This window comes from Syntrophomonas sp. UBA5494 (assembly GCF_002426325.1).
Window position 1 is genome coordinate 6,632 of record NZ_DIPG01000010.1, and the last position, 10,866, is coordinate 17,497.

General features: G+C 52.3%; 13 protein-coding genes. All 13 read left to right on the top strand.

Annotation, left to right across the window (positions count from 1 at the left end):
- Nucleotides 1-738: ATP-binding protein (locus B3W37_RS01165; protein WP_483174538.1), on the top strand; the 738-nt coding region annotated here is incomplete at its 5' end.
- Nucleotides 739-826: 88 nt separating this feature from the next.
- Nucleotides 827-1,228 (top strand): Asp23/Gls24 family envelope stress response protein, encoded by a 402-nt coding sequence (locus tag B3W37_RS01170; protein WP_481040582.1) that lies wholly within the window; start codon nucleotides 827-829, stop codon nucleotides 1,226-1,228.
- 81 nt (nucleotides 1,229-1,309) lie between these two features.
- The gene (amaP, locus tag B3W37_RS01175) at nucleotides 1,310-1,837 is read left to right on the top strand and encodes an alkaline shock response membrane anchor protein AmaP (protein ID WP_483174539.1); all 528 of its coding nucleotides are present in this window, start codon (nucleotides 1,310-1,312) and stop codon (nucleotides 1,835-1,837) included.
- A gap of 21 nt (nucleotides 1,838-1,858) precedes the next feature.
- Nucleotides 1,859-2,077: a DUF2273 domain-containing protein gene (locus B3W37_RS01180; protein WP_481040578.1), complete on the top strand. Its 219-nt coding sequence runs from the start codon at nucleotides 1,859-1,861 to the stop codon at nucleotides 2,075-2,077.
- A 20-nt stretch (nucleotides 2,078-2,097) separates the two neighbouring features.
- A complete protein-coding gene (gene nusB / locus B3W37_RS01185; RefSeq protein ID WP_483170119.1) occupies nucleotides 2,098-2,520 on the top strand; it encodes a transcription antitermination factor NusB in 423 nt (140 codons plus the stop codon).
- Nucleotides 2,498-3,484, top strand: coding sequence for a tRNA (adenosine(37)-N6)-threonylcarbamoyltransferase complex transferase subunit TsaD (locus tag B3W37_RS01190; RefSeq protein WP_483174563.1), 987 nt, complete (start codon nucleotides 2,498-2,500; stop codon nucleotides 3,482-3,484). Before nusB ends, B3W37_RS01190 begins: the two co-directional genes overlap by 23 nt.
- Nucleotides 3,485-3,531: 47 nt before the next feature.
- Nucleotides 3,532-4,371 (top strand): tetrahydrofolate dehydrogenase/cyclohydrolase catalytic domain-containing protein, encoded by an 840-nt coding sequence (locus tag B3W37_RS01195; protein ID WP_483174540.1) that lies wholly within the window; start codon nucleotides 3,532-3,534, stop codon nucleotides 4,369-4,371.
- On the top strand, nucleotides 4,368-5,585 hold the full coding sequence (gene xseA / locus B3W37_RS01200) for an exodeoxyribonuclease VII large subunit (protein WP_483174541.1): 1,218 nt from the start codon (nucleotides 4,368-4,370) through the stop codon (nucleotides 5,583-5,585). Before B3W37_RS01195 ends, xseA begins: the two co-directional genes overlap by 4 nt.
- A complete protein-coding gene (gene xseB, locus B3W37_RS01205; protein WP_483170140.1) occupies nucleotides 5,582-5,788 on the top strand; it encodes an exodeoxyribonuclease VII small subunit in 207 nt (68 codons plus the stop codon). The genes xseA and xseB overlap by 4 nt, the downstream gene beginning before the upstream one ends.
- Nucleotides 5,789-5,833: 45 nt before the next feature.
- Entirely contained in the window at nucleotides 5,834-6,736 is a 903-nt protein-coding gene (locus B3W37_RS01210; RefSeq protein ID WP_483174542.1) for a polyprenyl synthetase family protein, read from the top strand.
- A gap of 770 nt (nucleotides 6,737-7,506) precedes the next feature.
- Nucleotides 7,507-8,073, top strand: coding sequence for a hypothetical protein (locus tag B3W37_RS01215; protein ID WP_483170123.1), 567 nt, complete (start codon nucleotides 7,507-7,509; stop codon nucleotides 8,071-8,073).
- An 11-nt stretch (nucleotides 8,074-8,084) separates the two neighbouring features.
- Nucleotides 8,085-9,992, top strand: a complete 1,908-nt coding sequence (dxs, locus tag B3W37_RS01220) for a 1-deoxy-D-xylulose-5-phosphate synthase (protein WP_483174543.1) — start codon at nucleotides 8,085-8,087, stop codon at nucleotides 9,990-9,992.
- Nucleotides 9,979-10,794 (top strand): TlyA family RNA methyltransferase, encoded by an 816-nt coding sequence (locus B3W37_RS01225; protein WP_483174544.1) that lies wholly within the window; start codon nucleotides 9,979-9,981, stop codon nucleotides 10,792-10,794. Before dxs ends, B3W37_RS01225 begins: the two co-directional genes overlap by 14 nt.
- Nucleotides 10,795-10,866: the final 72 nt, after the last annotated feature.

The window sequence follows — 10,866 nt, forward strand, 5'->3', positions numbered from 1 at the left end:
CTGGAGGAACCCCGCCATATCGAATTTCAGATTCTGGGTGACGAGTTCGGCAATCTGGTGCACCTGGGAGAGCGCGACTGTTCCCTGCAGCGCCGCAATCAGAAATTGCTGGAAGAGTCGCCTTCCTCCTTTCTTGATGACCCGCTGCGCCAAACCATGGGAAATATAGCGGTAAAAGCCGCTCAAGCCGCGAATTATTCGAGCGCCGGAACGGTTGAGTTCCTGGTAGACAAAAACCGCAATTTTTATTTTATAGAGATGAATACCAGGGTGCAGGTGGAACATCCGGTTACCGAGATGGTTACCGGCATTGACATTGTAAAAGAACAGATCCGCATCGCGGCTGGTGAACCCCTGCGTTGCGCCCAGGAGGATATCGTCTTAAACGGCTGGGCCATTGAATGCCGCATCAACGCAGAGGATCCGGATAATGATTTCCGACCCTCACCAGGACGGGTTGGTCAGTATGTGGTTCCCGGAGGGCCCGGAATCCGGGTGGATTCCTCGGTTTACTCCAATTACCTGATACCTCCTTATTACGACTCCATGGTGGCCAAATTGATCGCCTGGGGCAATGAACGCGATGAAGCCATTGAGAGAATGAAGCGGGCTTTACGTGAGTTCAAGGTGGAGAACATCAAAACCACGATTCCCTTTCACCTCAAGGTTTTGGACAATGCCTTTTTCAGGCGCGGTGAGGTCTACACCAATTTCATCCAGCGCCGCATGGAAGACTAGAATTTGCCAGCTTAAATTTGAACATACCCCGGCCTTTTGGTAGAATAATACTTACAAGTTTGGAAATTATAAATTGGAGGTGGAACGAATGGACCCGCAGAAGCCCGAGATTACCAATGATATTGGCTCAATACGCATAGCCGACGAAGTGGTGGCAACTGTTGCCGGACTAGCTGCCGTTGATGTTGAAGGCGTCGCCTCGATGAGTGGAGGATGGGGAACTGACCTGGTAGAAAAACTGGGCAAGAAAAATTTTGGCAAAGGTATCAAAGTTGAAGTCGCCGACAATGACACCAAGATCGACATTTATCTGATCATTGAATATGGATATCCAATTCCCAATGTTGCGGAAACCGTTCAAAAAGAAGTCAAAATAGCGGTTGAATCTATGACTGGATTAAAGGTCAGTGCGGTAAATGTTAATATACTGGGGGTTTCAATTAAAAAAGCGGAGAGCGCTTACGAAGGTACAGACCTGGATAAGGAATAGCATGAATGTAAGTTATGGATTATAACCCCCTGCCTTGTACAGGGGGTTAACTGTATTTCTTGAGAAAGAGGTGGGATAACAATGTCAGCTACCCTACGTTTGGTGTTATTCCTCTATAACCTGCTTTTGCTGGCACTATCGGGGATATTCCTGGCCGCAGCCATAAACCGCCCCGAGCCCTTGGCCTATTTGCAGCTGGCTCTGGCTACCCCGGAGAACCGGCTGATCTTTGGCATCGCCGCTTTGCTGTTGCTGGGCGCTACCCTGGTGGTGTTTGTGCATCTTTTTAAAAAGGAGCCCCGTTTGGAACAGGTAGTCGTCAAGCAAGGCCTGCAAGGCGAGATAGCCATCACTGTTCCTGCCATCAAAGTGCTGATTATGAAGGCCATTAAGCAAATCGAAGGGGTCCGCGATATCAGACCTCATGTTGCTCAAAGTGCGGAAGGTTTGGTTATTAAGCTACATATGGCCATTAATCCGGAACTAAGCGTGCCTGAACTCAGCCAGCAGCTCCAGTCCACCGTCAAGCAATATCTGCAAGACATCGGGGGATTAGAGGTGGCAGAGATCCGTATACTGGTCGATGACATTCCCGCTGCGGGAAAATAGCCGCCTGAAGGGGGTGCTCATATGATGGACAGACTGATTACGTTACTATGGCAGGAACACCGCGGCAAAACCGTAGGTGTTATTTTAGGGCTTGCCGCCAGTATCCTGGTTGTGACCCTGGGATTTTGGCGCACCATATTTATTGTCATCTGCCTTTCAATCGGTTACTGGATTGGCAAACGGGTTGATGATCACCACAGTTTCAATAACTGGATAGAAACATTTAAGGATCAGCGTTGATTTTGAAAGGATAGATGTGATTGAGCAGAAGAAAAGCGCGGGTGGTAGCCTTCAAGGTTATATTTCAGTATGATCAGGTCAAGACGGAACCGCAGCAGGCCTTATCCTACCTTTACCGGGAAGACGAGCTCACGGCGGAAAAGGATCAGAGTTTCGCCGCCGAATTGACCCACGGTGCGATACGGCACCTGGCTGATATCGATGAGGCCATTAAGCGTTTTTCCCGGGAATGGGATTTAAGCCGCATGTCGGCGGTCGACCGCAATATCATGCGCCTGGCCGGTTATGAAATCCTTTTTATGCAGCCCTCTGAGCCGGTAGTGGCGATTGACGAAGCGGTTGAGATTGCCAAAAAATACGGTGATGAGAATTCGCCGGCTTTTATTAACGCCATTTTGGACAGGATTTTGGGTGAGAAATATGGCTCTGTTCCTGGGACTTGATACCAGCGCATATACCACTTCTATAGCACTGGTGAACAATCGGCGCCAGGTGGTTGTAGACAAACGCATTCCACTCATTATTAAATCGGGAGAAAGAGGGTTGAGGCAATCACAGGCTCTCTTTTTTCATGTTCAGAACCTGCCCCGGCTTTTTGACAGCCTGCCGGCCGAGCTCAGCCGTGAGGTGGCCGCAATTGCAGCCAGCGCCTGGCCGCGCCGGGTTAATGACAGCTATATGCCGGTTTTCCTGGCTGGCCTTAATCAGGCCCGGGTATTAAGCTCTTTTGCCAATCTTCCCCTCTATCTGGTGAGCCATCAGGAAGGCCACATCATGGCAGCCCTGATAGGAAATGAGGCCCTGCTGCAGCAGGAAAGCTTTGTGGCGGTTCATTTTTCCGGGGGAACCTCGGAGATACTGCAGGTTGGCCGGCATTACAAGCATGTTCTGGAGGTGCGGACCGGCATGTCCGGTCTGGATCTGCACGCCGGTCAACTGGTGGATCGGGTAGGGGTGGCCCTGGGACTGCCCTTTCCTGCAGGCCCGGCCCTGGAAAAACTGGCCTTGGGATCCGGCGGCACGGATATTCCGCATCTGACCACTTTTGTCGGGGATGAAGGCTTTTCTTTTTCCGGAATAGAAACCCAGGTTTTACGCTTGATAAATTCCGGGCATAAACATCAAGATATTGCTTTGGCCCTGTTCAAAGCGGTGGGAAGAACCCTGGAAAAGGCCTTATTGAAAGAATCAGTCCGTTTGGAGAACCGTCATGTGCTCCTGGCCGGAGGGGTTATGGCCAACAGTATCATAAAGGAACACTTGCTGCGCCGCTTGGGGCACCCGGCCTTGGGCTTCAAACTGTATTTCGCCGACCCTGAACTGTGCAGCGATAATGCGGTGGGCGTAGCCGGGCTGGCAGCAAAACTTCACCACCGCCAGTCGGATGACGGTGCAGATGCACCGTAAAAACAGGTCATGGTAACAGTCTTTATTTATTAGAGGAGAGAAACGCTATGCAATTAATATCCGGCACCCAGATGGCGGCAGAAATAAGGCGGCAATTATGCCGGCAGAACCGGGAAAAGGGGGCGGCCCCCGCCCTGGCAGTGATTTTGGTGGGAAAGCAGGAGGACAGTGGGGCTTACGTTAAACTCAAACAAAAAGCGGCGGCTGATATCGGGGGTGTTTGCCGGGTGGCGCACCTGGCGGAGAATATAACCGCATCCCAGTTGTATGCAGAGATTGAAAGCTTGAACCTTGATGCGAAGGTGCATGGCATCATTTTGCAGCTGCCTTTGCCCCCGCATCTGCAAGCGCAGCAGGATTATTTCCTGCAGGCCATAAGCCCGGAAAAGGATGTGGATGGGTTTAATCCGATAAACCGCGGGCTCTTGATAGGCGGGCGTCCCGGATTTATCAGCTGCGCAGCCCTGGCCGCCATGGAGGTGATCGGCCGCTGCCTTCCTGATGTACAAGGACGCAGCGCTCTCTTGATCGGGGATTCTTTTGACCTTATCCTGCCCCTGACGGCTATCCTGGTGGAACAGGGGTGTCAGGTCAGGGTGATGCCTGCCTGGCATGGAGGCGAAATCCTTAAAGCGGATGTAGTAGTAGCTGAAAAGGGCTCCGCACATCTTATTAAGGCCCGCCACCTGGCCTCAGCAACACTGCTCATTGATGCCGGGTTTTATTGGACCGCAGCCGGGGTCAAAGGCAATGTGGACAATGATGACGTTGCCGGGATAGGCGGCCATTTGTTGCCGGTTCCGGGCGGAATCGGCCCTTTGTTAATCGCCAAGCTGATGCAGAACCTGTCCCGGGCGGCCTGGGAACAGCAGGACCTGAAGCCATGAGAGAATACTTGACTGTCACTGAGCTCAATAAACATATCGACCACCTCATGCAAACCGACGTGATCCTCTCTGATCTATGGCTGAAAGGCGAGATATCCGGATTTAAGCACCACCGCCAATCCGGGCATTGTTACTTTACCTTAAAAGATCGGGATAGTTCGGTGAGCTGTGTAATGTTCAGAAGCCAGGCCCGGCGCGCCAGCATTACTCCGCAAGACGGCATGGAGGTCATAGCCCGGGGGGCGGTGTCGGTGTACGCCCCGCAGGGCAAATACCAGCTCTATGTCCAGGAATTGCGGCCTTATGGCATCGGCGCCTGGCAGATATACCTGGAAAAAATCAGGGAAAAGTGCCAGGCAGCAGGATATTTTGATGTGGAGCGAAAAAAAACCATTCCCGGCCAGGTCAACCGGGTGGGGATCATCACCTCCCAGGATGGAGCCGCTCTGCAGGACATTCTCAAGATCATCCGCCAGCGTCATCGGCGCTGCCAGGTCATTCTGGTACACAGTGCGGTGCAGGGCAATGATGCCCCCCGGGAACTGGCCGAAGGCCTGCGCCTGCTCAATGAGCATGGCGGGGTAGAGGTCATCATTTTGGGGCGCGGCGGAGGTTCATGGGAAGACTTGATGCCCTTTAATACCGAAACGGTGGTAGAGGCTATCTTTAATTCCAGGATACCGGTCATCACCGCCATCGGCCACGAAGTTGATTTCAGCCTGGCCGACCTGGCTGCAGATTTACGGGCGGCTACACCGACTCAGGCCGGGGTATTGGCAGTGCCGGATATGAATCTGTTGGAGTCTGCCCTGTCAAAGCAGCAGGAGCGCCTCATAGCGGCGGTAACCCGTAAATTGACCCGGAATATGGAGAACCTGGACCGTATTATGATGAAAAAGGTGTGGAAAGACCCGGCTCAATTGATAAAACAACACTATGACCGCTTGCAGCAGGCTGAGCTCGGCCTCAATCAGGCTATGACAACGCTGACTGAACAAAAATCAGTCAGGCTGGCCCTTTTAACGGCCGGCCTGGACGGAGTCAGCCCCTTAAAAACCATGCAGCGCGGTTATGCTTTGATAAAGTCAGGCCCCGCGGTGGTAACCCGGGGAGAGCAGGTGGAACTGGGCGGCGAACTGCAGGTATGCATGCAGGACGCCGATTTAAAGGTCAAAGTAATGGAGAAGGAGGCCGTATCCCGGTGGAAAATATGAGCTTTGAAAAAGCGTTGGAGAGGCTCGAAACGATTGTGGAAATGCTTGAGAACGGCACCTTGGATTTGGAGGCCTCGGTCAAGCTTTTCGAGGAAGGCATTGTTCTCTCGGTCCGCTGCCAGCAGGAGTTGCAGAAGGCTGAGGGACGGGTGCAGCAGCTGGTAAAGAAGCTGGACGGCGGCTGGGAACTGGCTGATATCTGATTTGACAATTCTGAACGATTACAGGCTAAGCGAGGGGATACACGAATGGGGTTCGATAAAACCGGATTTTTGAAGCAGTTACAAACCCGCAAAGAGCAAATCGATCGCAGTCTGTTGGGATTTCTCCCGGTTGACGTTTACCCGCCGATTATTCATGAGGCCATGTATTACGCAGTGTCCAATGGAGGCAAACGCCTGCGCCCCATCATGGTAGTGGAAGGAGCCCGTTTAGCCGGCATACCGGCCGATTCGGTAATGCTTACCGCCTGCGCCATAGAAATGATCCACTGTTATTCGCTGGTGCATGATGACTTGCCCAGCATGGATGATGATGACCTGAGACGGGGTAAACCCACCTGCCATATTGTTTACGGGGAGGCTGCCGCTGTCTTGACCGGGGATGCCCTTCTGAGCCGGGCCTTTGAATTAATGGCGGCCAATGCCTCGGTGTCCGGGGTAACTCCACAGGCAGCGGTTGAAATGATTGGGGAAGTGGCTGTTGCCATCGGCAGTACCGGCATGATCGGCGGACAGGTTCTGGATCTGCAATGGGAGGGGCAGCAGATTCCCTTTTCAGACCTGCAACGCCTGCACTTGCTTAAGACCGGGGCACTTTTCCGGGCTTCCCTGAGGTCCGGCGCCATACTGGGAGAAATGGAAGCCCAACAGCTGCAGGACCTGACCGATTATGCCCGGCATTTTGGATTGGCATTTCAGATCACGGACGATATTCTTGATGTTTGCGGGGAAGAGGAAATCATCGGCAAACCGGTAGGGAGTGACCAAAAGAACGCTAAAACCACTTACGTCAGCCTGTTCGGCCTAAAAGGCGCTCTGGATCTGGCCCGGCAAAGTGTCGAACAGTGCATGGCGAGTCTGCGGGGATTTGGAGACGAGGCCGATTTCCTGCGCGATCTGGCCAGGTTTACCCTCTTCCGGCAGAGCTGAAAAGTTAGCCCTTGTCTTGCCGGCCAGTCTATAAGCGCGTATACTTTAGTGCCGCTTATCAGCATGGCGATTTGAGCCCCAGGGACGTTAACAAGCGGTTTTAGGGGCACTCCTGGCTTTTCACGCAACTGGAAGCTGGATTTTATACATGATATAATATGTACTGAAAGGACTGGCAAAAGGTTGCAGTATTCTAGTCAACCCTATCTGTTTTAAAGACGGGGCTAAAAATCCGTTAAGGGCACATCGATGAAGCTTCTGGTATCGGCTTTTGACGCCCAGTCAGGGGTCGTTGCTGGGAGTTAAGGATGTGTGGGGAATCTGCAATGGCATGCGGGCTCTACCCATACATCTGTGGAGGCTCGCCATTTCGATGGCGGGAAAACCTGCATTCTGGTAAAAAAGCTGGGTGTAGTGTAGCCTGCCTTGAGTGGGGGCGGCGAATAGGCGCATGTGGGTTGTGCTTATCTTGGCCGAGATAGTATGGCTTGCTTTGAAACCGTTGCTGCAAAAGAGGCTAGAAACCGATGTGGGTTGTTGAGGAAAACTCCTAGACTGAGTGCGGGTGCACGGTTTATTGGGGATTAAAGTGCGTACTAAGTGGTAATCCAGTTTTGCTGTCGGTGACGCAGCAGAGCAGGCGTAAAGGGAAATCGCCCATTTGGCAACAATTGGGTGTCCTGCTGGGAAAACCGTCTGGACCTAAGTCGCAGCGTTTACTCAATGAACAACCTTTTGCCAGGACCGCTATTTCTGGAGGATAAATCAGCTTGTCTGGTTACATACGAAAAAATCACCTGATATCGGCCATGTTTATGGCCTTTTTGACCTTTGTCATCGCTCTGTTGATGAGCATTGGTTCTGAGGGACTGGTTAAAGCGGTCAATCAGATAGCGGTGGCCATTGGCCTGTTGATCGTAATAATTTTTTGGGGAATATTTTTTGATATTATCGGAACAGCTGTAACCGCTGCTGAATTGCCGCCTTTCAATGCCAGGGCGGCAAAAAAAATATTTGGGGCCAGGCAGGCCGTCAAGCTAATTCACAATGCCGGACTGGTGGCCAACTTCTGCAGCGATGTAGTGGGAGATATCGCAGGAACATTGAGCGGGGCCATAGGAGCGGGTATCGCGGTAAGCCTTTTGAACCGTTTCCCGCTGGCAGACGCTATCTGGATGGGCGCAGCCGTAACCAGCTTGATTGCAGCCGCGACAGTCGGAGGCAAAGCCCTGGGAAAACACCTGGCGGTCAATTATGCCAATCAAATTATTTTTCGGGTAGCGATTGTGATCGGTTGGTGGGAAAACCTCACTGGAATGGAATTATTTAAGAAGTAGAAGGTGTAACCGTGTCTATACTTGAAAAGATAGACTCACCACAGGATTTGCGCCGGCTGAATAAAGCCCAGCTGACCCTGCTGGCCGAAGAGATAAGAGAATTGTTGATACAGAGCGTATCCGAATGCGGGGGCCACCTGGCCTCCAACCTGGGCGTAGTTGAATTGACCTTGGCCCTGCACTATGTTTTTGACACCGCCACCGACCGCATCATTTGGGATGTGGGTCACCAGAGTTATGTACACAAAATATTGACCGGGCGCCGCCAGCAGATGGCGACTTTGCGCCAGTTCGGAGGCTTGAGCGGTTTCCCCAAAACCGAAGAATCACATTACGATGCTTTTAATACCGGACACAGCAGCACTTCCATCTCAGCAGCTCTGGGGATGGCTCTGGCCCGGGATCTGATGGGACAGAAGTATTCAGTCTTAGCGGTTATAGGCGATGGTGCGCTCACAGGCGGAATGGCATTTGAGGCCCTCAATCATGCCGGGCATCAAGGCTGTGACATCACCGTAATCTTGAACGATAATGAGATGTCTATCTCCAAAAATGTTGGCGCCCTTTCCAGCTACTTGAACCGCCTGCGCACTGACCCGTCATACTCCAGGACCAAGGAGGAAATCGAATCCCGTTTAAACCGCATACCCGCAATTGGACCGAACATTGCCAGAGCAGCCGGGCGCATGAAGGAAATGGTCAAAAACCTGGTAGTGCCGGGGATTCTTTTTGAAGAGCTGGGCTTTACTTATATAGGACCGGTTAACGGCCACAACCTGGATGAATTATACTTGATGCTGTCTAATGTCAAGCAGATGAAAGGCCCGGTATTGATTCATGTCATCACCCAGAAAGGGCGCGGTTACGAGCCGGCCAGTTTAGAGCCCGACCTGTTCCACGGCATCGGTCCATTTAATGTGGAGACCGGGCACCCCCTCAAGAAACCTTTTCTGACCTATACCGAGATATTCGGTGAGTATATGCTCAACCGGGCCAAAACCGACTCAAAAGTAGTGGCCATTACCGCTGCCATGACCAGCGGTACCGGTTTATCCGCTTTCGCGGCATGTTATCCGCAGCGGTTTTTCGATGTAGGTATATGTGAACAGCATGCCGTCACCCTGGCGGCCGGCATGGCCAAAATGGGGTTAAGACCGGTGGTAGCCATATATTCTACGTTTTTGCAGAGGGCTTATGATCAGATCATTCATGATGTAAGCATGCAGAAGCTGCCGGTTATTTTCGCCGTGGACCGGGCCGGGCTGGTAGGCGAAGACGGTCCCACACATCATGGCGTATTCGATCTGGCCTATTTGAGAAATGTCCCCAACCTCACCGTAATGGCTCCCTCAGACAAAGAAGAATTGATAAAGATGCTGGACGCCGCTTTTACTTTATCGGGCCCGGTGGCCATACGCTACCCGCGGGGGGTGGCGGAGAGCCATATCGAAGCTGCTGATCTATTGGAAGTAGGGCGGGCCAGGTTGATATGCGAAGGCCAGGATATTGCCATCATGGCTATTGGACGAGCCGTGAATATTGCCCGGGATGTAGTGGCGAAACTAAGTCGTCTGGGAATATCGGCAGCCCTCCTGGATGCCCGCTTCGCGAAACCCCTGGACACAGCCGCTATTCTGCAGCGGGCCCAGGCAGGAGCCAGGATAGTGACCATGGAAGAAAACTGCCTCAACGGCGGGTTTGGCAGCGGGGTTTCCGATGTGCTGACCGAGATGGGCTTTTCAGCAGATTTAATGAAAATAGGAATTCCCGATGAGTTTGTTGAGCATGGCAAGACCGAATTATTATTGGAGTGCCTCAATATGGATGCGGCTTCGGCTGTAGAAGGCATCCTGAAACGCTGGCCGGAACTGCTCAAGAAAGGCCATGAATTGGAGTTGCTTAAGATTGTCAAAGGTTAGGCTGGACGTCCTGGTTCATAAGAAGTCCCTGGCGGCGAGCCGGGAAAAAGCCCAGGCTATGATTCAGGCCGGACAGATTTATGTCAACGGGCAGAAGATGGATAAGCCCGGTTCGCTGGTGGCTGAAGAATCTGATGTCGAGGTTCATGGCGAGAGGCTGAGATATGCAAGCCGGGGCGGTTTAAAGCTGGAAAAGGCTTTAGAAGTGTTTGCACTTGATTTTGCAGACAAAGTGGTTTTGGATGTGGGGGCTTCCACGGGCGGCTATACCGACTGCGCTCTGCAAAATGGCGCCAGGAAGGTTTACGCGGTCGACGTCGGATATGGACAGCTGGATTGGAAGCTGCGCAACGACCCCCGGGTTATCAACCTGGAACGCACCAACATTCGCCATATAAGCAGTCGCGAGCTGCCGGAAATGGTGGATATTATCACCATAGACGTGTCGTTTATCTCCACCGCCCTGGTTTTTCCGGCTATTGCCCCCTGGCTGAGGCCGGACGGCCAGGTTATATGCCTGGTTAAGCCGCAATTTGAGGCTGGGCGCGACAAGGTGGGGAAGAAAGGGGTAGTGCGGGACCCGCAGGTCCATATGGAGGTCATCAATAAAGTGATCGCTTGCGCGGGTGGCGCTGGTTTGTCTTGTCAGGGCATGACCTTTTCCCCCATCAAAGGCCCCAAAGGAAATATCGAGTATTTGTTGCTTTTCAGACCAAACCTGGAGGAAACCGGCACAGACTGGACTCCGACTGTACAGAGAACCGTAAATGAAGCCCACCAGCAATTGGGGAACGCGAAATGAAATATTTATTGATAAGCAATCACCGTAAAGAACATACAACTGTCATGGCTGAGCAAACAGCGGATTGGCTTC

Excerpts from the sequence above, each read along its gene's own strand:
- xseB (WP_483170140.1), top strand. The coding sequence starts at position 5,582 with ATGAGCTTTGAAAAAGCGTTGGAGAGGCTCGAAACGATTGTGGAAATG.
- B3W37_RS01210 (WP_483174542.1), top strand. The coding sequence starts at position 5,834 with ATGGGGTTCGATAAAACCGGATTTTTGAAGCAGTTACAAACCCGCAAA.
- B3W37_RS01195 (WP_483174540.1), top strand. The coding sequence starts at position 3,532 with ATGCAATTAATATCCGGCACCCAGATGGCGGCAGAAATAAGGCGGCAA.
- B3W37_RS01170 (WP_481040582.1), top strand. The coding sequence starts at position 827 with ATGGACCCGCAGAAGCCCGAGATTACCAATGATATTGGCTCAATACGC.
- B3W37_RS01190 (WP_483174563.1), top strand. The coding sequence starts at position 2,498 with ATGGCTCTGTTCCTGGGACTTGATACCAGCGCATATACCACTTCTATA.
- B3W37_RS01180 (WP_481040578.1), top strand. The coding sequence starts at position 1,859 with ATGATGGACAGACTGATTACGTTACTATGGCAGGAACACCGCGGCAAA.
- xseA (WP_483174541.1), top strand. The coding sequence starts at position 4,368 with ATGAGAGAATACTTGACTGTCACTGAGCTCAATAAACATATCGACCAC.
- amaP (WP_483174539.1), top strand. The coding sequence starts at position 1,310 with ATGTCAGCTACCCTACGTTTGGTGTTATTCCTCTATAACCTGCTTTTG.